15 protein-coding genes and 1 pseudogene are annotated in these 22,246 nt (G+C 54.0%); 13 read left to right on the top strand and 3 right to left on the bottom strand.

Going from position 1 to position 22,246, the window contains the following annotated elements:
• The first annotated feature begins 228 nt into the window (after nucleotides 1-228).
• Nucleotides 229-4,002: a phosphoribosylformylglycinamidine synthase gene (locus LK536_RS31990; protein ID WP_227794988.1), complete on the top strand. Its 3,774-nt coding sequence runs from the start codon at nucleotides 229-231 to the stop codon at nucleotides 4,000-4,002.
• 125 nt (nucleotides 4,003-4,127) lie between these two features.
• On the opposite strand, the gene LK536_RS31985 is transcribed toward LK536_RS31990, so the two are convergent.
• Nucleotides 4,128-4,640: a GNAT family N-acetyltransferase gene (locus LK536_RS31985; RefSeq protein WP_227794987.1), complete on the bottom strand. Its 513-nt coding sequence runs from the start codon at nucleotides 4,638-4,640 to the stop codon at nucleotides 4,128-4,130.
• A 299-nt stretch (nucleotides 4,641-4,939) separates the two neighbouring features.
• Between LK536_RS31985 and LK536_RS31980 the strand changes: the two genes are divergently transcribed.
• The 8 genes from LK536_RS31980 (at nucleotide 4,940) to LK536_RS31945 (ending at nucleotide 16,249) form a co-directional block, all read left to right on the top strand.
• Nucleotides 4,940-5,530 (top strand): hydrolase, encoded by a 591-nt coding sequence (locus tag LK536_RS31980; RefSeq protein WP_008725153.1) that lies wholly within the window; start codon nucleotides 4,940-4,942, stop codon nucleotides 5,528-5,530.
• Nucleotides 5,531-5,681: 151 nt separating this feature from the next.
• Nucleotides 5,682-7,766, top strand: a complete 2,085-nt coding sequence (locus tag LK536_RS31975; protein ID WP_008725168.1) for a sodium-translocating pyrophosphatase — start codon at nucleotides 5,682-5,684, stop codon at nucleotides 7,764-7,766.
• Nucleotides 7,767-8,063: 297 nt separating this feature from the next.
• On the top strand, nucleotides 8,064-9,383 hold the full coding sequence (locus LK536_RS31970; protein ID WP_008725171.1) for an aspartate kinase: 1,320 nt from the start codon (nucleotides 8,064-8,066) through the stop codon (nucleotides 9,381-9,383).
• Between the two features lie 186 nt (nucleotides 9,384-9,569).
• Nucleotides 9,570-10,682: a YkvI family membrane protein gene (locus LK536_RS31965; RefSeq protein ID WP_227794986.1), complete on the top strand. Its 1,113-nt coding sequence runs from the start codon at nucleotides 9,570-9,572 to the stop codon at nucleotides 10,680-10,682.
• Nucleotides 10,683-10,759: 77 nt separating this feature from the next.
• Nucleotides 10,760-12,265 (top strand): polyphosphate:AMP phosphotransferase, encoded by a 1,506-nt coding sequence (gene pap / locus LK536_RS31960; protein WP_120058232.1) that lies wholly within the window; start codon nucleotides 10,760-10,762, stop codon nucleotides 12,263-12,265.
• A complete protein-coding gene (locus LK536_RS31955; protein WP_227794985.1) occupies nucleotides 12,262-13,509 on the top strand; it encodes a BaiN/RdsA family NAD(P)/FAD-dependent oxidoreductase in 1,248 nt (415 codons plus the stop codon). Before pap ends, LK536_RS31955 begins: the two co-directional genes overlap by 4 nt.
• A gap of 62 nt (nucleotides 13,510-13,571) precedes the next feature.
• Nucleotides 13,572-14,255, top strand: coding sequence for a (d)CMP kinase (gene cmk / locus LK536_RS31950; RefSeq protein WP_227794984.1), 684 nt, complete (start codon nucleotides 13,572-13,574; stop codon nucleotides 14,253-14,255).
• Nucleotides 14,252-16,249 (top strand): bifunctional 4-hydroxy-3-methylbut-2-enyl diphosphate reductase/30S ribosomal protein S1, encoded by a 1,998-nt coding sequence (locus LK536_RS31945; RefSeq protein ID WP_227794983.1) that lies wholly within the window; start codon nucleotides 14,252-14,254, stop codon nucleotides 16,247-16,249. The genes cmk and LK536_RS31945 overlap by 4 nt, the downstream gene beginning before the upstream one ends.
• Before the next feature lie 170 nt (nucleotides 16,250-16,419).
• Here the strand turns inward: LK536_RS31945 and LK536_RS31940 are convergent, their stop codons facing one another.
• Both LK536_RS31940 and LK536_RS31935 read right to left on the bottom strand, forming a co-directional pair.
• The gene (locus LK536_RS31940; RefSeq protein WP_025482144.1) at nucleotides 16,420-17,757 is read right to left on the bottom strand and encodes a sensor histidine kinase; all 1,338 of its coding nucleotides are present in this window, start codon (nucleotides 17,755-17,757) and stop codon (nucleotides 16,420-16,422) included.
• Complete coding sequence (locus LK536_RS31935) at nucleotides 17,757-18,485, bottom strand: LytR/AlgR family response regulator transcription factor (RefSeq protein WP_025482143.1); 729 nt, start codon at nucleotides 18,483-18,485, stop codon at nucleotides 17,757-17,759. The genes LK536_RS31940 and LK536_RS31935 overlap by 1 nt, the downstream gene beginning before the upstream one ends.
• Before the next feature lie 217 nt (nucleotides 18,486-18,702).
• On the opposite strand from LK536_RS31935, the gene LK536_RS31930 reads away from it, so the two are divergent.
• From LK536_RS31930 to cobM, 4 genes and pseudogenes are all read left to right on the top strand, one after another.
• Nucleotides 18,703-18,915 (top strand): alpha/beta-type small acid-soluble spore protein, encoded by a 213-nt coding sequence (locus LK536_RS31930; RefSeq protein ID WP_008725198.1) that lies wholly within the window; start codon nucleotides 18,703-18,705, stop codon nucleotides 18,913-18,915.
• A gap of 197 nt (nucleotides 18,916-19,112) precedes the next feature.
• Complete coding sequence (locus tag LK536_RS31925; RefSeq protein ID WP_227794982.1) at nucleotides 19,113-20,207, top strand: cobalt-precorrin 5A hydrolase; 1,095 nt, start codon at nucleotides 19,113-19,115, stop codon at nucleotides 20,205-20,207.
• Nucleotides 20,208-20,258: 51 nt separating this feature from the next.
• A complete protein-coding gene (gene cbiD, locus LK536_RS31920) occupies nucleotides 20,259-21,461 on the top strand; it encodes a cobalt-precorrin-5B (C(1))-methyltransferase CbiD (RefSeq protein WP_227794981.1) in 1,203 nt (400 codons plus the stop codon).
• Nucleotides 21,462-21,481: 20 nt separating this feature from the next.
• Nucleotides 21,482-22,237, top strand: a pseudogene (gene cobM / locus LK536_RS31915) (precorrin-4 C(11)-methyltransferase); the annotation flags it as partial.
• Between the last annotated feature and the right edge of the window lie 9 nt (nucleotides 22,238-22,246).

The raw sequence follows: 22,246 nt of genomic DNA, 5'->3' as shown, positions 1-22,246 counted from the left end.
AGTTTCCACGGAATCTGAAGATGATATACGGATCCATGATATACGGATGATTGGCTGGATACATCCAGGATGCAGGGGATTGTTTATAAGAAAACACGCAATAAAAGATTAAATATATTAATTTTACTAATTTATACGGCGTGTGTTATGATAAGGACAGATAAAAAGGCGTCAGCCCTTTTTGGTTATATCAATAAAGAGGTCACGAAAAAAGCAGGAGGTTGCTAAATGAGCGTAAGGCGAATATTTGTGGAGAAGAAACCGGATTATGCAGTTAAGGCAGGTGAGCTGAGGGAAGAGCTGGAAAGCTACCTGGGCCTGGATGTGAGGAATGTGCGTGTCTTGATCCGTTACGATATTGAGAACCTGTCAGAGGAGACATATAAGAAGGCCCTGGGGACCATTTTCTCCGAGCCGCCCGTGGATGAGGTATATGAGGAGGAATTCCCGAAGAATCCTGGGGACCTTGTGTTTTCCGTGGAATACCTGCCGGGGCAGTTCGACCAGAGGGCGGATTCCGCCGAGCAGTGCGTCAAGCTCTTAAAGGAGGACGAGGAGCCTGTCATCCGGTCCGCAACCACCTATGTGATTACCGCGCCCCTGAGCGCGGACCAGGAAGCTGCCATCAAAAGCTTCTGTATCAACCCGGTGGACAGCCGTGAGGCAGGGGAAGGGAAACCGGAAACCCTGGTGACTGAGTTTGAGGTGCCGGAGGATATCAAGGACTTTGGCGGCTTTACGGACTTTTCCCAGGAGGAGTTAAAGGCCCTTTATGACACGCTGAACCTGGCCATGACCTTTAAGGATTTCCTCCACATACAGGCATACTATAAAAAGGAAGAACACAGGGACCCGTCCGTCACGGAAATCCGGGTGCTGGACACATACTGGTCCGACCACTGCCGACACACCACATTTTCCACTGAACTTAAGAACGTAAGCTTCACGGACGGGGATTACAGGGAGCCCATTGAGAAGACCTATAACCAGTACCTGGCGGACAGGGAAGTGATATATAAGGGACGGGACGACAAGTATGTCTGCCTGATGGACCTGGCCCTGATGGCCATGAAGAAGCTGCGCAGTGACGGGAAGCTTACGGATATGGAGGTTTCCGATGAAATCAATGCCTGCTCCATCGTGGTGCCCGTTAAAATCGACGGGGTGACAGAGGAGTGGCTGGTCAACTTTAAGAATGAGACACACAACCATCCTACTGAGATTGAGCCTTTTGGCGGCGCGGCCACCTGTCTGGGCGGAGCCATCCGCGACCCGCTGTCAGGCCGTACCTATGTGTACCAGGCCATGCGTGTGACAGGAGCGGCAGACCCGACCCAGCCATTAAGCGGGACCCTGAAGGGCAAGCTGCCCCAGAGGAAGATTGTAAACAGCGCTGCCCAGGGATATTCCTCCTACGGCAACCAGATCGGACTTGCCACCGGATATGTAAAAGAGGTTTACCATCCCGGTTATGTGGCAAAAAGGATGGAAATCGGCGCGGTCATGGGCGCTGCCCCAAGAAAGGATGTAATCCGTGAGACTTCCGACCCAGGCGATATCATCATCCTTTTAGGCGGACGCACGGGCCGCGACGGCATCGGCGGGGCCACCGGTTCCTCCAAGGTCCATACCACGGCTTCCATTGAAGTGTGCGGCGCGGAGGTGCAGAAGGGAAATGCCCCCACGGAGCGCAAGATACAGAGGATGTTCCGCCGTCCTGAGGTGAGCCGTCTTATCAAGAAGTGCAATGACTTTGGCGCAGGCGGTGTGTCGGTTGCCATCGGTGAACTGGCTGACGGGCTTAAGATCGATCTTGACAAGGTGCCGAAGAAATACGCAGGGTTAGATGGAACGGAAATCGCCATATCCGAGTCCCAGGAGCGGATGGCGGTTGTGGTTGACCCGGCGGATGTGGACCGTTTCCTGGCCTATGCTGCCGAGGAGAACCTGGAGGCAGTGACCGTGGCAGTGGTGACGGAAGATGCGCGTCTGGTGATGAGCTGGAGGGGGAAGACCATCGTGGATATCAGCCGCGCCTTCCTTGACACCAACGGCGCCCACCAGGAAGCAGACGTGACCCTGGAAGTGCCAAACCGTGAAGGCAATCTCTTTGAGCGCAGGGAGCCCGGGGATGTGAAGGCAAAATGGATGGAAATGCTGGCCGGACTGAATGTGTGTTCACAGAAGGGACTGGTAGAGCGTTTTGACGGTTCCATCGGGGCCGGATCCGTGTTCATGCCTTACGGTGGCAGATACCAGCTCACCGAGACACAGGCCATGGTTGCAAAGCTGCCTGTGCTGAAGGGACACACGGACACGGTCACCATGATGAGCTATGGGTTTGACCCGTACCTTTCCAGCTGGAGCCCGTACCATGGAGCCGTATATGCGGTGCTGTCCTCGGTTGCCAAGATTGTGGCCGCAGGCGGTGACTACAGCAAGATCCATTTCACCTTCCAGGAGTATTTCCGCAGGATGAACTCAGACCCGGCCAGATGGAGCCAGCCTTTTGCAGCCCTTCTGGGCGCCTACGGCGCGCAGCTTGGACTGGGCCTTGCATCCATCGGCGGCAAGGACAGCATGTCCGGCACCTTTGACACGGAGGAAGGGGAAATCAACGTGCCACCCACCCTTGTGTCCTTTGCAGTGGATGTGGACAGCAGCAGGCATATCATTACGCCTGAGTTTAAGAAACCGGGCAGCAAGATTGTGGAATTCAGGATTGCGCGGGACCAGTATGACCTGCCGGATTACGCCCAGGTAATGGAGGGTTACAAAAAGCTGCGTGAGGATATACTGGCCGGCAGGATCATCTCCGCCTATGCAGTGGAAGGAAACGGCGTGGCGGAGGCAGTGAGCAAGATGGCATTCGGCAATAAGCTGGGTGTGAAGATAGAGCACAATGTGGACCCCAGGGACTTCTTCGGGGCCGGCTGGGGCAATATTGTCTGCGAGGTTGCGGACGGTAAGACAGGGGAGCTTTCCATCTCCTATACGGTTATCGGTGAGGTCACGGACAGCGGCGTGTTTGAGTACGGAGGCACGGTCATCACCATGGACGAGGCCCTCCATGCATGGACCCATACGCTGGAGGACGTATTCCCCACCGTTACGGGCAAGGCGGCCTGCGGCAGCGAAGCTGTCCTGGAAGAGAAGCTTTACCGCACGGATGCAGTATATGTGTGCGGTCATAAGCTGGGACAGCCCACCGTGTTCATCCCTGTGTTCCCGGGCACCAACTGCGAGTATGACAGCACGAAGGCATTTGAACGGGCAGGGGCAAAGGTGGTTACGAAGGTATTCAGGAACCTGGGCGCCGAGGACATCCGGCAGTCCGTGGACGAGTACAGGAAAGCCATAGCAGGCGCCCAGATCGTGATGTTCCCGGGCGGCTTCTCAGCGGGCGATGAGCCGGAAGGTTCAGCCAAGTTCTTTGCCACCGTATTCCGCAACGCGGTGATGAAGGAGGAACTGGAAAAGCTGTTAAATGAACGTGACGGGCTGATGCTTGGCATCTGTAACGGCTTCCAGGCCCTGATTAAGCTGGGCCTGGTGCCGGAGGGCAGGATCGTGGAGCAGGGACCGGATTCCCCCACCCTGGCCATGAACACCATCGGACGCCATGTCTCCAAGATGGTATACACCAAGGTGGTGACCAACAAGTCCCCATGGCTGGCTGGCGCAGAGCTTGGCGGTGTGTACTGCAACCCCGCATCCCACGGCGAGGGACGTTTCGTGGCCAATGGGTCATGGCTCCACAGGCTCATGGCCAACGGCCAGGTGGCAACCCAGTACGTGGACGACAAGGGCAATATCACCATGGACGAATACTGGAATCCCAACGGCTCCTACATGGCCATAGAGGGCATCACCAGCCCGGACGGACGTATCCTGGGCAAGATGGCCCACTCCGAGCGGCGCGGGGAGGCGGTTGCCATGAACATTTACGGGGAACAGGATATGAAGATATTCGAATCAGGAGTAAAATATTTCCAGCTGTAAATCAGCAGCTTATTCAGAGTGATTTTCAGACACGCTTCAGGACAGGATATGAAAACAGGGAATACCCGGCTGGCACGGTTCCAGCCGGGCATTCCCTGTCTGTCGTGGGGGAGTGCAGGAAAATCCTAAAGCACTTTATGGTATGCCAGCCTGGGGTCCCCTTTTTCCGTCCCTTCCTGCAGGATCAGGCTGCCGCAGAGGCGGTAACCGCTTTTCTTCAGCGCATGCTGCATGGAAAGGTTGTCCGGATGGGTGTCGATCCGCACATTGTGCAATCCCCTGGCCCTGACATGGTCTTCTGATTCTGCGAACAGCCTGGCGGCCAGCCCCTGGCCCTTTCGGCTTTCCTCCACACATACGCGGTGGAAGGCGGCGTATGGTCCATCATTGAGCCATGCGCCGTCTATGTCCTTATAGCTGGCTTCCGGCCCCCGGACCACGGTTATCATTCCGATGGCCTGTCCTTCTTCATCCAGCACATGGACGGTCTTTTGGCCAATGGCCGCAAGAAGCCCCGGCCCATCCGGGTCCCCCTTCTGCCATTGGTCGATGCCCCGTGCCCGGAAAGATTCCTTGGCCTGCTCCACCATGGAAAGAAGCCTGGGCAGGTCATTTCTGTCTGCTAAACGGTATATCATGTGGTACCTCCCTGATTCTGGGTTTGATTTAAGTTCCGGCCGGTCAGGATACCGGCGCGTATTCCATAAAGCCAGTATATAGAAAAACAGCAGCATCCGCAACCATAAGTTTGTCCGACGGACAAAGCGGGGAGCGCCAATAGCCAAAATTGAGAACGCCCGCAGACAGGATGGAACCGCCCCAACACCGTCTTGATTTTTTGCATCAGGGTGCTATACTGGAAAGTAGCATTTTCCCGGATCCGGATTGGATTCAGAAACACGCTCCAGCAAGGACCGGGCAGGAAGGAGACTACGATATGGAAACAAAACTGACCAGAGAACAGGCACTGAAGGCCCTGAAGCAGTACAACAAGGAGCCGTTCCACATCCTCCATGCGCTGACCGTTGAGGGCGCCATGAGATGGTTTGCCCAGGACCAGGGCTTTGGGGATGAGGCGGACTTCTGGGGGCTTGTGGGGCTGCTTCATGACATTGACTTTGAGATGTATCCCCAGGAGCACTGCATCAAGGCGCCGGAGCTGCTGAAGGAGGCAGGGGCAAAGGAGGACTTCATCCGTGCGGTCTGCTGCCATGGATACGGCATCATGGTGGATATTAAGCCGGAGCACCAGATGGAGAAGATCCTGTTCGCAGTGGACGAGCTTACGGGGCTGATCGGCGCGGCTGCCAGGATGCGCCCGTCCAAGAGCGTGATGGATATGGAGGTATCCAGCCTGAAGAAAAAGTTCAAGGATAAACGGTTCGCAGCCGGCTGTTCCAGGGACGTGATCCAGGATGGGGCGAAGGAACTGGGCTGGACCCTGGAGGAACTGATGGAAAAGGCCATCCTTGCCATGCGTTCCTGCGAGGCGTCCGTGAATGAGCAGATGGAACAGCTGGAAGCTTAAGGGATGGATGGACCCCATATTCCTTTGTGCAGATGAGGTTGGGACAATTTGCAAGAAAAAATAGGATACATATTGAAAAGTGTCAATGAATATCTTATAATTAGGGTGAATCGTTGGATAACTCGTTGCACATTGAGAAAGAAGGGGTGTTATGTATGCTATGTATTATGTGGCTATCGGTTCGCTGGCCGCACTGGCTTTTGCCGCCTGTATGTTTTTCAGGGTTAAGAAGGAACCCGGAGGCAGCAAAGAGATGCTGGGTATCTCCAGCGCGGTACAGAAAGGTGCTAATGCGTATCTGAGACGTCAATACAAAGGCGTAGGAATATTTTTTGCCGTGGTATTTGTCATCCTTATGGGAATGGCAATCTGCGGCTTTTTGAGTTTTTTTACACCTTTTGCTTTCCTGACAGGAGGGTTTTTCTCCGGACTGTCCGGGTTCATCGGCATGAGGACGGCTACCATGGCCAACTGCCGTACCGCCCAGGGCGCTTCGGAAAGCCTGAACAAAGGCCTGAGGGTTGCGTTTTCAGCCGGTTCCGTCATGGGGTTTACCGTGGTCGGACTGGGGCTCTTTGACCTGACTGTGTGGTATTTTATATTGAACATGGCCTTTGGCGCCCTGCCTGAGGGGGAACGGATTGCCCAGATAACAGCCAACATGCTTACCTTTGGGATGGGCGCGTCCAGTATGGCGCTTTTTGCAAGGGTAGGCGGAGGCATATTCACCAAGGCCGCGGACGTGGGGGCCGACCTGGTGGGCAAGGTGGAGGCGGGCATTCCTGAGGATGACCCCAGGAACCCGGCAGTGATTGCAGATAATGTGGGGGATAACGTGGGCGATGTGGCCGGAATGGGCGCTGACCTTTACGAGTCCTATGTGGGGTCCATTGTCTCCACGTCCGCCCTGGCGGTGGCCGCGGGTTACGGCGTCAAGGGGGTGGCTGTGCCCATGATGCTGGCTGCCCTGGGCGTGATTGCATCCATTGCAGGAACATTTTTCGTGAACACAAAGGAGGACGCGACCCAGAAAAACCTGCTGACAGCCCTGAGGACAGGGACCTATATCAGCGCCGTGCTGGTGGTGCTGGCAGCCTTTTTTGCCATCCGCATCCTGCTTCCGGGACATATGGGTGTGTATGCAGCCATCCTGTCCGGCCTGGCGGCAGGTGTGGCAATCGGCGCCATCACGGAATATTATACATCAGATTCCTATCCGCCGACAAGGAAGCTGGCTGCCTCCAGTGAAACAGGAGGGGCCACGGTAATCATAAGCGGACTGTCACTGGGGATGATGTCCACGGTGGCCCCTGTCATCATTGTGGGAATCTCCGTGCTGGTGAGCTATTTCTGCGCAGGCGGGAAGGGGGACTTTAACGCAGGGCTTTACGGGGTAGGCGTTTCCGCCGTGGGAATGCTGTCCACCCTGGGCATCACCCTTGCCACGGATGCCTACGGCCCGGTGGCGGACAATGCGGGCGGCATAGCTGAGATGACCCACATGCCCGGGGATGTCAGGCGCAAGACGGATGCCCTGGACTCCCTTGGCAATACCACGGCTGCCACCGGTAAGGGATTTGCCATCGGTTCCGCGGCCCTTACGGCCCTGGCCCTGATTGCATCCTACATTGACAAGGTAAGGCAGATCGCGCCGGGACTGGATCTGGACCTGTCCATCACCAATCCCCCGGTGCTGATCGGACTGTTCATCGGCGGCATGCTTCCCTTCCTGTTCGCATCCCTGACCATGGAGGCGGTGGGGGAGGCGGCCCAGTCCATTGTGGTGGAAGTGCGGCGGCAGTTCAAGGAGATTGCCGGGCTGATGGAAGGAAAGGCGGAGCCGGATTACAGCGCATGTGTGGATATGTGTACCAAATCAGCCCAAAGGCTTATGGTTGCGCCGGCCATGGTGGCTGTGGCGGTTCCCGTGGCCGTGGGGCTTTTGCTGGGGCCTCAGGGCGTGGCAGGGCTTCTGGCGGGCAACACGGTGACCGGCTTTGTCCTGGCCGTGATGATGTCCAATGCAGGCGGTGCCTGGGATAATGCCAAGAAGTACATTGAGGGCGGCGCTTACGGAGGAAAGGGAAGTCCGCAGCACAAGGCGGCGGTCATCGGCGATACGGTGGGCGACCCCTTTAAGGACACCTCCGGACCGTCCATCAACATCCTGATCAAACTGACATCCATGGTGTCCATTGTGTTTGCAGGGCTGGTGGTGGCGGTGCACCTTTTGTAGGATTGGCTGGGGATGCATATAGGGCTGCGGGGTATGTCCGCGCTGGCTGTGCCTGTGGATATGCCCAAAACCGTGGCTGGATTCCTATGGCGGGCAGACATTTTTCATAAAGAAAGTCCGTCCTGTAAAAACAAATGTCCTCTGTACACAAATTTTTTCATCGAAACCTATTGACATCCTTGATAAAGTAAGGTATTATTTGCACTTGTAACGCAGTAAAGGCCAGAGCGTGTTTTATTTGTTAGGATTTGTTATGGATAGAGGCAGTGCAAAGTAAGAGCAAGGGAGACAGATACGATGAAAAAAGTGGTGAAGTTCGGCGGGAGTTCATTGGCCAGCGCAAGGCAGTTTAAGAAGGTTGCGGATATCATCAGGGCTGATAAGTCCAGGAGATATGTGGTTCCTTCCGCGCCAGGCAAGCGGAGTGATAAGGATGAGAAGGTCACGGATATGCTGTACGCCTGCTATGATGCAGTGGCAGAAGGCAGGTCCTACAAGAAAATCCTTGAGAAAATCAAAAGCAGGTACATGGATATCATTGACGGCCTGAACTTAAACCTGAACCTGGACCACGAATTTGAACGGATAGAGGAGAACTTCCTGGCAAAGGCAGGAAGGGATTATGCGGCTTCCAGAGGCGAGTACCTGAACGGTATTGTCGTTGCCAATTATCTGGGATTTGAATTCATTGATGCCGCGGAAGTGATTTTCTTTGACGATAACGGTAATTTTGAGGCCGACCTGACCAATAAGGAACTGTCCGAGCGCCTGGAGCACGTGGAGAAGGCTGTCATTCCCGGCTTCTACGGTTCCAGGCATGACGGCACGGTCAAGACATTTTCCAGGGGAGGTTCCGATGTCACCGGCTCCATCGTGGCAAAGGCCATCCATGCGGATATGTATGAGAACTGGACGGATGTGTCCGGCGTGCTGGTCACGGACCCAAGGATCGTGGATGACCCTGAGGTCATTGAGACCATTACATACAAGGAGCTGCGCGAGCTGTCCTACATGGGCGCCAGCGTGCTTCATGAGGACGCCATCTTCCCGGTGCGCAAGGAGGGCATCCCCATTAATATCAGGAACACCAACCGTCCCGAGGACAAAGGCACCCTGATCGTGGAGAGTACCTGCCGCAAGCCGCGCCATACCGTAACCGGTATTGCAGGCAAGAAGGGATTCTGCTCCATCAACATTGAAAAGGCCATGATGAATGCCGAGGTGGGATTTGGCAGGAAGGTCTTAAGCGTATTTGAACAGTACGGCATTTCCTTTGAACACATGCCTTCCGGTATTGATACCATGACCGTGTATGTGCACCAGTCCGAGTTTGAGGAATATGAGCAGTCCGTGATTGCAGGCATCCACAGGGCGGTGGAGCCGGATACGGTGGAGCTGGAGTCCGACCTGGCATTGATTGCAGTGGTTGGCCGGGGCATGAGGTCCAACCGGGGCACGGCCGGAAGGATATTCTCCGCCCTTGCCCACGCAAGGGTCAATGTGAAGATGATTGACCAGGGCTCCAGTGAGTGGAATATCATCATCGGCGTGAAGAATGATGATTTTGAGACAGCTATCCGCGCCATCTATGACATATTTGTGGTTACGGAGCTGTGATGTGAATGATACCTGCGGGAATGGGCGCAGGGTTAAAAGCCAGCTTGGCTGAGGAATGGAGTGGCACGGTGGGACACCGTGCCACTCTTTGCAGATGATCCTGCGGCATTGGCCTGTGGAACGTGCAGGCGGAGGGGATGGATCTTCAGGCAGGCCCTCTGCCCGGCGCCGGCCGGGAAGATAAAAATGCAACGCCGGATTAAGAGGGGAAGGAACATGGGGGATATGGACAGCAGATGTGATAAAAAAGCGGTAGTGAAATACGCGGGGGCGTTTATTGCCTGGGTGATTGGTTCCGGCTTTGCAACCGGACAGGAAATCCTCCAGTTCTTCACAAGCTACGGCTATTACAGCTATGGGGTGGTGATACTGAACCTGATTGGGTTCCTGTTTCTGGGGAACATCCTGCTGACCACGGGATATGACCATAAAAAGGACAGCGGGTTCAACCATTTCACCTACTATTGCGGAAAAAGGGCGGGGGACTTTTATTCCTGGCTGGTCCTGGCAACCTTATTGCTGCTTATCGCTGTCCTTGTCTCAGGGGCTGGGGCAACCCTGTATGAGTATTACGGACTGAACCGGTATATTGGTTCCCTGATCATGTCGGCGCTGGTTTTAGGGGCATATCTGGTCGGGTTTGAGCGTCTGATCCGGATTGTGTCTGCCATCGGCCCTGTAATCATCCTGTTTACCCTGTTGGTGGGGGTGGTTACCGTGATCCGTGATTTTGGGAATATTACCCAGGCAGGCATGTATGGGGCGGCGCTGGCAGGGCTGAGGCCGTCGCCCAGCTGGCTGGTCAGCTCCGTTTTATACCTGTCCCTTAACTTCCTCAGCGGCAGCACATATTTTACCGCCCTGGGGATGACGGCCAAAAGCAGGAAGGATGCAAAATGGGGTGCGGTCTGGGGCGCGGCCACCCTGGTCCTGTCAATTGCAATCATGAACACGGCCATCCTGCTCCATGGAGGGACAGCGGCATCCCTGTCCGTACCAACCCTTTACCTGGCAAAGGAAATCTCCTTTGTGCTGGGGGCCGTGTTCTCCATCGTACTGGTCCTGGGTATCTTTTCCTCCTGCTCCACCATGATGTGGACGGTCTGTAACCGGATTCCTTCTCCTCCCGGAGCCGGAAAACACGGGATGGCTGTTGTGATAGCTGCATTTACCTATGTCCTTGGCATGCTTCCTTTCAGTAAACTGGTGAACCTGTTCTATCCCCTGGTAGGATATCTGGGCCTTGTGTTCATTGCCTGCGTCATATACAGGGGCATAAAAGGATTATTTGTTCTCTAATGATAAAAAATATGGTATACTGGATAAAATAGTAAAGAGCCTATGGTGATGTGCTTCAAAACAAGGAGGAGCTGCATATGCTGGAAAAAATTGATTTAAATAAAACCGTGGATAAGAAATCGTACCGCAAGGTGATGGACGAGGCTTCCCAGAAGCTGGGGCTTTTGCAGCGGGAGTGCAAGGCGGCGGGGATTCCGGTCATGATTGTGTTTGAGGGCATGGGAGCGGCCGGCAAGGGGGTCCAGATCAACAGGCTGATCCAGTCCCTGGACCCAAGGGGATTTGACGTGTATGCCTGTGACAGGCCCACTGAGGACGAACAGATGCGTCCCTTCCTCTGGCGTTACTGGACCAAGACCCCGGCCAACGGCAGGATTGCCATATTTGACAGAAGCTGGTACCGCAGCGTGCAGGTGGACCGGTTTGACGGACTGACGCCGGAGGATAAGCTGGCTGACGCCTACCAGGACATCCTGTCCTTTGAAAAGCAGCTGAGCGATGACGGGATGGTCATCATCAAGTTTTTCCTGTATATCGATAAGGAAGAACAGAAAAAGCGGTTTAAAAAGCTGGACGCTTCCAAGGAGACCTCCTGGAGGGTCACAAAGGGGGACTGGGAGAGGAACAAACAGTTTGACCATTATCTCAGGATGAATGAGGAGATGCTTGAGAAGACGGACACGGATTATGCGCCCTGGGCCATCATTGAGTCGGTGGACAAGGATTACGCGGCCACCAAGATTGTGTCCGCTGTCATGGACAGGCTTCAGTACGAACTGGAAAAAAGGCAGGCTTTGGCAGATGATAAGGCAGTAAAGACAGCGCCGGCCACAACCAGGCAGCGCTTCAAGAACGGCGTGCTGTCCGGAATCGACCTTTCTAAGAGCCTGACGGAAGAAGAATACAAGGAGCAGGTGAAAAAGCTTCAGAAGCGGTTATCGGAACTGCACAGTGAACTGTACCGGTTAAGGATTCCTGTGGTAATCGGGTTTGAGGGCTGGGATGCAGGCGGCAAGGGCGGCGCCATCAAACGTCTGACAAGCCAGCTGGATCCCAGGGGTTACAGGGTGAACCCCACGGCAGCGCCCAATGACATAGAGAAGGTACATCACTATCTGTGGCGTTTCTGGAATAATGTGCCGAAGGCAGGCCATATTGCCATCTTTGACCGCACCTGGTACGGCAGGGTCATGGTGGAACGGATTGAGGGCTTCTGCAGTGAGGCGGAGTGGAAACGGGCCTACCAGGAGATTAACGAGATGGAATCCCACATGGCCAACGCAGGCGCGGTGGTGCTTAAGTTCTGGCTCCATATTGACAAGGACGAACAGGAGCGCAGGTTCAAGGAGCGCCAGGCAGACCCCATGAAGCAGTGGAAGATAACGGACGAGGACTGGCGCAACCGTGAGAAGTGGGACGAGTATGAGGAAGCGGTCAACGAGATGCTGGTGCGCACTTCCACCACCTATGCGCCGTGGATCGTGGTTGAGGGCAATGATAAACGGTATGCCAGGGTGAAGGTCCTAAAGACGGTTGTGGATGCCCTGGAAAAGAAAATTAAGGAAGTAAAAGAAAAAAGATGAGTGATACAAAAGAGATAATAGTGGCAGGCGGCGGGGCGGCCGGCATGGTTGCTGCCATTGCCGCGGTAAGGGAAGGCGCACACGTGCACCTGTTTGAGAAAAATGAGAAGCTGGGCAAGAAAATCTTCATCACGGGCAAGGGGCGCTGCAACGTGACCAATGCCTGTGACATGGAGGAAATGCTGGCAGCGGTCGTGAGTAACTCCAAGTTCCTGTACAGCAGCTTTTACGGGTTTACAAACCAGGATATGATGCAGCTGCTGGAACAGGCCGGCCTCAGGCTGAAGGTGGAGCGGGGCAACCGCGTATTCCCTGAGTCGGATAAGTCATCTGATGTAATCGCAGCCCTTTCTTCTATTTTAAGGAAGGAGGGGGTGGAAATCCATCTGAACCATAAGGTGGAGGGCCTGGTGGTAAAAGACGGTGTGTGCAGGGGAATCCGCGTGGGCGGCCGCGTGTGGGACGGGGACCGCGTGATCGTGACCACAGGCGGCCTGTCCTATCCGTCCACCGGATCCACGGGCGATGGCTATGGATGGGCCAGGGAAAGCGGTCATAAGATTACAGACCTGTCCCCGGCCCTGGTGGCCTTTGAGACAAAGGAAGTGGATACGGTAAAGGAACTGCAGGGACTTTCCCTTAAAAACGTGGAAGCAGCCGTATACGACGGCAGGAAAGAGCTGTACCGGGATTTTGGGGAAATGCTGTTCACCCATTTCGGGGTCAGCGGGCCCCTGCTCCTGAGCGCCAGCTCATATGCAGCCAAGGCCATCAGGAAGCAGCCCCTGCGGCTGGTCATCGACCTGAAGCCGGCGCTTTCAAGGGAACATCTGGATGACAGGATCCTGCGGGACTTTTCAGAGAGCAAGAACAGGCAGTTTAAAAATTCACTGACCCACCTGTATCCGGCCAAGCTGATTCCGGTCATCATCCGGCGCAGCGGCATTGACCCGGATAAAAAGGTCAACGAAATCACAAAGGAAGAGCGGGCCAGACTGGTGCAGGCCACCAAGGGACTGGAGTTTACCCTCACAGGCCTCAGGGATTACAAAGAGGCAATCATTACCCAGGGCGGTATTTCGGTCCGGGATGTGAATCCCGGGACCATGGAATCCAAACATGTCCGCGGTCTGTACTTTGCAGGAGAGATACTGGACCTGGATGCGGTTACCGGCGGGTTTAACCTGCAGATTGCATGGTCCACAGGCTGGGCTGCCGGCAAAGGGGCTGCCAGGGAGGCTTAGCCGGCAGAAGCAGTTTCCGGACACGGCCCGGGAGATAAAAAGACAGGAGAGGAACTGGATACATGGGACATTTTAACATAGCAGTGGACGGTCCGGCAGGAGCCGGCAAAAGTACAATCGCCAGGATGGTGGCAAAGAAACTTGGATTCGTGTATGTGGATACAGGCGCCATGTACCGTACCATGGCATTACATTTTATCAGATTGGGAATCGGTTCAGGAGATGAGGAAGCCATTGCCCGGGCATGCCGGGATGTGGATGTGACCATCTGCTACGAGGATGGGGCGCAGCAGGTCATGCTGAATGGGGAAAATGTCTCCGGCCTTATCCGCACCGAGGAGGTGGGCCGTATGGCTTCGGCTACCTCCGTGTATGCGCCGGTGAGGAAGAAGCTGGTGGAACTTCAGCAGGAACTGGCAAAGAAGGCGGATGTAATCATGGATGGCAGGGATATCGGTACCTGCGTGCTTCCGGATGCACCTGCCAAGATATACCTGACCGCCTCGGTGGAGGTACGGGCAGGCCGCCGTTTCAAGGAGCTGACGGAAAAAGGCGTGGAGTGCAGCCTTAAGGAGATTGAGGAAGACATCAGGGAACGCGATTACCGGGATATGAACCGGGAACATTCCCCGTTAAAGCAGGCAGAGGATGCCGTTATGTTAGACAGTTCCGCGATGACCATTGACCAGGTGGTGGATGCCATTATCCGTATTGCCTGTGAGCGCGGCCTGGAGGTGGGCGCGTGAGCCGGGAAGGGACAGGGCGCCAGGTAGTGGTGGCGAAGAGCGCCGGGTTCTGTTTTGGCGTGGAACGGGCGGTGGACCGGGTATACCAGCAGATAGACGCCCTGAAGGCGGGGAAGGCCAAAGGGCCTATCTACACGTTCGGCCCCATCATACACAACGAAGAGGTGGTAAGGGACCTGGAGGAAAAGGGGGTCATGGTGCTGGAGGACGAGGCTGCCCTCCGGTCACTTCCAAAGGGACAGGGGACCGTGATCATCCGTTCCCACGGTGTCAGCCGCCACATTTATGATATCCTTGAAGATCGGGGCGTGGAGATAGTGGACGCCACCTGTCCTTTCGTGAAGAAAATCCACCGCATTGTGTCGGAGCACTCGGAGGCAGGGGACGCGGTTGTGATCATAGGCAGCCCGGACCATCCGGAGGTGGAAGGAATCAGGGGCTGGGGAAATGAGTATACCACGGTCATAAATGATGGGGCGGGGGTGGATAACTATGTGCTTCCCCAGGGCAAAAAGCTTTGTATCGTGTCCCAAACGACATTTAATTACAACAAATTTAAAGAATTAGTTGAAAAATTTTTAAAAAAGGGTTATGATAGTAGTGTTTTAAATACGATTTGCAATGCAACACAGGAAAGACAAGTGGAGGCGGCGAAGATTGCTTCTCAGGTAGACGCCATGATTGTGATTGGCGGAAGGCATTCATCCAATACCCAGAAGCTATTTGAAATTTGCCTCAAGGAGTGTAAGAATACGTCTTACATTCAGACACTCGGCGATTTAGATCCTGATAGTGTATCTTCTGTGCGCAGCGTAGGTATTACAGCTGGGGCATCCACCCCAAAAAAGATTATTGAGGAGGTTCATACCAGAATGGCAGAGCAGAGTTTTGCAGAGTTATTAAAGGAAGAGGAAGAATCAACCAAACCAATACGTACAGGAGAGATAGTCACCGGTCAGGTCATCGAAGTCAGCAAAGATGAGATTATACTGAGTATTGCAGGGAATAAGTCGGAAGGCGTTATTACCCGTGATGAATACAGCAACGACAGTAATGTAGATTTGACCACCAAAGTACAGATTGGTGAGGAGATGGAAGCCAAAGTCATTAAGCTGAATGACGGTGTAGGCATGGTTTCATTATCCTATAAGCGTATGGCAGCAGACAGGGGCAACAAGCGCCTGGAGGAAGCATTTGAGAACCAGGAAGTCCTGACTGCAAAGGTAGCACAGGTATTGGACGGCGGCTTAAGCGTTGAGGTTGAGGGCGCAAGGGTATTCATTCCGGCCAGTCTTGTATCTGACAGCTATGAGAAGGACCTGTCCAAGTATGCAGGACAGGATATCGAGTTCGTTATTACCGAATTCAATCCTAAGAGAAGAAGGATCATTGGCGACAGGAAGCAGCTGCTGGTTGCACAGAAGGCACAGCTGAAGGAAGAACTGTTTTCCAGGATCCAGATTGGTGATGCAGTGGAAGGAACCGTTAAGAACGTAACTGACTTCGGCGCATTCATTGACCTGGGCGGCGCTGACGGACTGCTTCATATCTCTGAGATGAGCTGGGGCCGTGTTGAGAATCCTAAGAAGGTATTCAAGGCCGGCGACCAGGTAAGGGTCCTGATTAAGGACATCCAGGGCGAGAAGATTGCCCTGAGCCTGAAGTTCCCGGAGGCAAATCCATGGGTACAGGCAGCTGAGAAGTATGCGGTTGGCAACGTGGTGGTTGGCCGCGTGGCACGTATGACTGATTTCGGCGCATTTGTTGAATTAGAGCCAGGCGTGGACGCACTCCTTCATGTATCCCAGATTTCCAGGGAGCATGTGGAGAAGCCTTCTGATGTCCTGAGGATTGGCGAGGAGATTGAGGCAAGGGTCGTTGATTTCAACGAGGCAGACCACAAGATCAGCCTGAGCATCAAGGCCATGATGGCACCGGTACAGCAGGATGCGGATGTGGCTGATGTGGACATCACACAGTACACAGAAGAATAATGCAATCAGTCCGCGGTGAAAGCATCGTGGGAATGTGCAGGAGTATTAAGGGACTGGCTATGGACGCGGTAAGCGTCCATAGCCTTTTTTGAATTGTCAGGGGGGAGATTGTCAGGGGGAAATTGATGATTGTCAGGGGCGGATTGGTACATGAAAAGTCAGGAACAGGGTTATTTCATCAATGGGTTAAGAAGCAGGGATGCCTCAAAAATCCCATTTTCATACGTGAATTTAAGGATGCCGTGATACCGCTCCACAAGATAACGCACAGAGGAGGTCCCGGTACCCAGGTCATCCCGTTTGGAGGACAGGAAACGTCCGTCCTTCAGGCGGATGGCGTGGGTATAGGTGTTGCGGATGGAAAGGGCAATCATGGATTTACCCGCCTGCCCGATATTGATGGCAATGGAGGGGATACCGGATGTCTGGCGTTCGCAGGCTTCCACTGCGTTGGAGAGAAGGTTGCCCAGGATTGTGCAGAAGTCGGTGTCGGGCATGGGGAGGGCCTCGGGCAGGGAGATGGAGGTTTCCACACCGATGCCCTGATTCCTGGCCAGGTGGATATAATAGTTTAAAATGGCGTTGGAGGAAATGTTGGAGCAATACTGGACCGTGGAAAGGGCCTCGAAGCTGCCCAGGTATTCATTGATGTATTCCAGGGCGCAATCCGGTTTCTGTTCCTCCAGAAGCCCTTTTATGGTTATCAGGTGATGGCGGTAGTCATGCCGTGTTTTTTTCAGCTGGTCCAGGTTATACTGGAGAGTAGCCATCTGGGAGGTCTGCACGCCGGCAAGGAGACGGGTGGTCCTGTACTGCTCGCTGGCAGCATAGCTTTGGGCCAGCCTGGAAAGTATGCGTAAAGTTACGTAGTGCACGGTGTAGATACATACCATCCAGCAGATAACGGAAAAGAAGGCGTTGGTATGGGTGGCCATGAACTGCTTTGGTGTGATATATCCCACATCAAAGTGATATACGACGAAGAACAGGACAGGGATGGAAACCAGGCGGCTCCACACCGGAAGGGGACGTGTGTATTCCACGGCCTGGATCAGGTGTCCGTGCAGCAGATAATATGCGCTGGAAACAATAAGGGTGAGGAAGAGAAGCTGGTACGCAAAACCTGCGCTGGATATGGTGGCCGTATTTGCCGGGATATTCCATGAGATATCCAGCATGCCTGCAATGAACGTGGATATGTCCACAAAGTTCTTGAACAGGAACAGGGAATAGACGGTGACCTTCAGATCTGTTTTCACCATCCATCTGCAGACCAGGACATGTGACAGCATGATGATGCAGCTCCATGGAAGATAAATCCTTTCCCTGGAAAACTTCAATGCCGCACAGGTGAGGAGGCACACAAAAAAAAGGTATCCCAAGAGAATACCTGTAATTTTAGACGCAGAATACCTCCATTCTTTGCGGAACGTAAAGAGGAAGGGAAGGATGACATATAGTAACTCAGCCAGGATGGTGCATACCAGCAGGATATTGACAGGATACATCAGATACCTCCGTTTAACTTCTGGAACTGGTAATCAGCATAATGCTGATGGATCTGCGGCCTCAGTGTCCTTGTGATTGGCAGATGCTCTCCGGTATTCAGGACAAACTCAGCCTTTTCCAGGGATGTCACCTTGTCCATATTGATGATACAGTTCCTGTAACAGCATATGAACTGGGGATAGCAGAGCAGCAGGCTGGAAAAATCGTGAAAACGCATGTAAGTCTTCACAAGCCTGCCCGGCAGATGGATCTGGATGTAATGGTTGCTGTAATCCGTGTAGAGGATATCATCGATGGGCAGCTTGACCATGATCCGGCTTTCTTTTACTTCTATATAATGGCTGCGCTTCCTCTGGGATACGGAGCGGAAATAGTCCATGGTCTGGCAGAACTTTCCGAAGCGCAGTGGCTTTAGCATGTAATCCAGGGCACGCACCTCGTATCCCTTCAGGGCAAAGTCCGTACTGCTGGTGGTAAAGATGATGGTGCACTGGTCATCGTCACGCCGGATATGCTCGGCAATCCGGATTCCGGACGCCTCCCCCTTCAGGAAAATATCAATGAAAACAAGTTCATATACGCCGATGTGCCAGGCGTTAAGGAAGTCGGCTGCCGTATTAAAGATAGTGGTTTTCTGACTGATGTGGGCATCGGAAAAATAAGTGGACACGAATCCGGCCAGCTGTCGCGCATCATCTATGGAGTCATCAATTACTGCGATATTCACATTGCGCTTCCTTTCTATCATTTAATCAGGGAATCCCATGACTTTTGTGAAAATTTAATCAAACAACTGTATATAATGGGACAACAGATACAAATTCAGTATAATATACAACAAGTTAAAAAGCAAGAGTAATTGGAATTAGTTGTAAGAGCCGTATAGGGTACCCCCTGCCTGGGCATAATCCTTTTGTACTTATATGAAAGGAGTTGTGGACAGCATGGGAAAAGCAAAAAAGGCAGAGCCTTTTGACCCTCATAATTTAAGTCCCCAGGACCAACTGAAATTCGAGATTGCCCAGGAACTGGGCCTGGATTCAAAGGTGATGGAAAGCGGATGGAGAAGCCTTACGGCAAAGGAGAGCGGCCGGATCGGGGGCCTGATCACAAAGCGGAAGCGGGAAATGAAAAATGAGGCATTGCAACAGGAATAAATATCTATTATACTGAAATGTGTTCATTTCGATTCAGAGGATGCCCTGGAGGCGTGTGATTGGAAAACTCCAGGGAAGTCCTTATGGTTTGTCCGGCGGGGGATGGCTCTGGCTTGTTTGACGGGGGATGGTCCTGCCGGACTGGTACTTTTATGGTTATTGCGCGGATAAAAGAGTCCGGATAAAGGAGTACGGGATTGAAGATTGGTATAATCAGTTTTACAGCCAGGGGGACCAGGCTCTGCTGTCATCTGGCCAGCAGGTTAAGCGGCGGCGTGGACGAGTGCACTGCATTTGTGCCTGAGCGTTACAGCGATACATATGATAAGACGGGGGATATGGAAGGGGTTGTAAGATGCCAGGACATGCCCCTGGGCCAGTGGACAAAAACCATGTTCCGGGAACAGAGGGCCATGGTGTTTGTGGGGGCGGTGGGGATTGCGGTGCGGGCCATTGCACCGTTTGTGCGGGACAAGATGACAGACCCCCCGGTAGTTGTGGTGGATGAAGCGGGCCGCTTTTCAATCCCGATCCTGTCCGGCCATGTGGGCGGGGCCAATGCCCTTGCCAGCCGGATTGGGGAATGCATCGGGGCAGTGCCTGTGATTACAACGGCGACTGATGTAAACGGACTGTTTGCAGTGGATGTATTTGCAGCTGAGAACGGACTGGTCCTGACGGACCGGGAGGCGGCTAAACAGGTGTCTGCCAGGATCTTGGACGGCGGGAATGTGGGATTCTTCAATGAGTTTGAGGGTGGGGAGCCGGGCGTGCCCAGGGGCTGCTGTAAAAATCCCAGTGAATATAATATATGGGTTACGGTAAAGGACAGCAGCCTGGAGTTTGAAAGGCGTGTGGGGGCTGTCGGTTCCCGCCATGTCCTAAGGCTCATTCCGCAGGCAGTTGTGGCGGGAGTGGGCTGCCGCAGGGGAGTGGAGCCTTTCGTCCTGGAACGGCAGGTCCTGGAATGCTTTAGGAAACATGGGATAGACCCGGCGTCAGTCAAGGCGCTGGCAACCATTGACATAAAGAAGGAGGAACCTGCCCTGCTTGCATTGGCGCAAAAGCGGGGCTGGACCCTGCGGTTTTACAGTGCGGCTGAGCTTGGGGATGTGGGCGGTACCTTCACGGAGTCCGCCTTTGTGGAACAGACGGTTGGAATCGGTAATGTCTGTGAGCGGGCATGTATGGCAGAAGGAGGAAGGATGCTGTTTGGCAAGGAGGCTGGGGGAGGTGTTACGGTGGCCGCGGCCGTGGAGCCTTTCAAATTAGACATTGAGAAATACATATAGATATGTTATACTTTTAGTTTATAAGTCAGAGGATAGACAGCAGGTGATACGATGGGAGACTCATACATCTATAAGAATCAGAAAAAATTGAGATGGGGATATACCACGGGTACTTGTGCGGCAGCGGCTTCCTTGGCGGCTGCCGTTATGTTGCTTGGGAGGAACAGGACGGAGCAGGTGTCGGTTGAAACACCAAAGGGCATAAGGCTGGATTTGGAAGTGGAGGATATTTCCATGGGGCAGCGTGCTGTTTCCTGCGGCGTGAGGAAGGACGCGGGGGATGACCCGGATGTGACGGATGGCCTTGTAGTGTATTCCAGGGTCAGCTTTGTCAGGGAAGAAGATGGCCCGGATGATGTGGGGGAACATGATGGTGGGTATTATGAACATAAAAATAATGATATTTGCCTCAAATTAACTGGTGGGGTGGGAGTGGGACGGGTTACAAAGGAAGGATTAAGCTGCGAAGTGGGAAAATCAGCCATCAATCCTGTGCCGCGCCAGATGATTTTCAGACAGGTGGAGGACATCTGTGCCAGATACCGGTACCGGGGTGTGCTGTGGATTGAAATCAGCGTACCGGGGGCATTGGAGGTGTCTGGGCGTACCTTTAACAGTAAGCTGGGAATCCTGGGAGGAATCTCTATCCTGGGAACCAGCGGCATGGTGGAACCCATGAGTGAAACAGCGCTTTTGGAAACCATCCGCCTGGAGCTGCGGCAGAACGTGCTGGCGGGACATTGCCGGCTGGTGGTGACGCCCGGGAATTATGGGGAGGCATTCCTGAGGGATCATCTGAAGATTGGGCTTGAACAGGCTGTGAAATGCAGCAATTTCATCGGAAACACCATTGATATGGCTGTGGAAGAAGGGGCAGGGGGAATCCTGTTGGTGGGGCATGGAGGCAAACTTATCAAGCTGGCGGCAGGAATCATGAACACGCACTCGTCCGCGGCCGATGGGCGCATGGAAGTGCTGGCGGCTTATGGCGCGGCCTGCGGGGCTGATTCCTGTCTGGTAAACCAGATCCTGGAGGCCATTACGGTGGATGAAGGGCTGCGGCTGTTGGAAACCAGGGAAGGCCTCAGGGACCAGGTGATGGAGCGGGTGATGGAACGTATAGAGGGACATTTAAAAGGGCGTGCAGCAGGGCGGCTTGAGATTGAAGCAGTGGTATTTACCAATGAGAGAGGGATTCTTGGTGCTACCAGCGGGGCTGCCGTGATGCTGGAACGCATTGCAGATAACCCATAATCATGAAAGGCGGATATTCTATGGTACATATAGTAGGAGCAGGCCCGGGCAGCCCGGACCTGATAACGGTAAGGGGACAACGGCTTCTTGGAGAAGCTGACGTGGTTATTTATGCAGGTTCCCTGGTGAATCCGGAGCTTCTGGCCCTTGCAGGGGAAGGGGCGGCTGTGTATGACAGCGCAAGGATGACGCTGGAAGAGGTGATGGATGTTGTGGAGCAATCCCACCGGGCAGGCCTTGCTGTTGTGCGGCTGCATACAGGCGACCCATGTTTATATGGGGCCATCCGGGAGCAGATGGACTGGATGGACAGGAAAGGAATCCCATATGACATATGCCCTGGTGTAAGCTCTTTCTGCGGCGCTGCATCTGCCCTTGGGATGGAGTATACCCTTCCGGATGTGACCCAGAGCGTGGTAATCACCAGGATGGCCGGCAGGACGCCGGTGCCGGAGAAGGAATCCATACGCAGCTTTGCAGCCCATGGGGCTTCCATGGTGATATTCCTGAGCACGGGTATGCTGGAGGAATTGTCACAGGAACTGACGGCAGGCGGATACAGGGAGGATACGCCCGCTGCCATTGTTTACAAAGCCACGTGGCCCGGGGAAAAGGTGGTGCGCTGTACCGTGGGTACGCTTAAGGAGTCTGCGCAGCGGGAAGGGATAAGGAAGACGGCGCTGATTATCGTGGGGGATAGTGTGGCTCAAAGCGGATATGAACGGTCCAAGCTGTATGACCCTGTATTCACGACTGAGTTCAGGACAGGGCGGGAAGATGCTGGT

The organism is Clostridium pacaense (assembly GCF_020709765.2).
In the GTDB taxonomy this organism is placed as follows: domain Bacteria; phylum Bacillota; class Clostridia; order Lachnospirales; family Lachnospiraceae; genus Enterocloster; species Enterocloster hominis.
This window is presented reverse-complemented; position numbering and strand designations above follow the sequence as displayed.

Bases quoted from the DNA above. Each gene is read 5' to 3' on its own strand.
- LK536_RS31930 (WP_008725198.1), top strand. From the start codon at position 18,703: ATGGGAAAAGCAAAAAAGGCAGAGCCTTTTGACCCTCATAATTTAAGT.
- cmk (WP_227794984.1), top strand. From the start codon at position 13,572: ATGGGACATTTTAACATAGCAGTGGACGGTCCGGCAGGAGCCGGCAAA.
- LK536_RS31955 (WP_227794985.1), top strand. From the start codon at position 12,262: ATGAGTGATACAAAAGAGATAATAGTGGCAGGCGGCGGGGCGGCCGGC.
- LK536_RS31985 (WP_227794987.1), bottom strand. From the start codon at position 4,640: ATGATATACCGTTTAGCAGACAGAAATGACCTGCCCAGGCTTCTTTCC.
- pap (WP_120058232.1), top strand. From the start codon at position 10,760: ATGCTGGAAAAAATTGATTTAAATAAAACCGTGGATAAGAAATCGTAC.
- LK536_RS31970 (WP_008725171.1), top strand. From the start codon at position 8,064: ATGAAAAAAGTGGTGAAGTTCGGCGGGAGTTCATTGGCCAGCGCAAGG.
- LK536_RS31980 (WP_008725153.1), top strand. From the start codon at position 4,940: ATGGAAACAAAACTGACCAGAGAACAGGCACTGAAGGCCCTGAAGCAG.
- LK536_RS31965 (WP_227794986.1), top strand. From the start codon at position 9,570: ATGCAACGCCGGATTAAGAGGGGAAGGAACATGGGGGATATGGACAGC.
- cbiD (WP_227794981.1), top strand. From the start codon at position 20,259: ATGGGAGACTCATACATCTATAAGAATCAGAAAAAATTGAGATGGGGA.
- LK536_RS31990 (WP_227794988.1), top strand. From the start codon at position 229: ATGAGCGTAAGGCGAATATTTGTGGAGAAGAAACCGGATTATGCAGTT.
- LK536_RS31975 (WP_008725168.1), top strand. From the start codon at position 5,682: ATGTATGCTATGTATTATGTGGCTATCGGTTCGCTGGCCGCACTGGCT.
- LK536_RS31940 (WP_025482144.1), bottom strand. From the start codon at position 17,757: ATGTATCCTGTCAATATCCTGCTGGTATGCACCATCCTGGCTGAGTTA.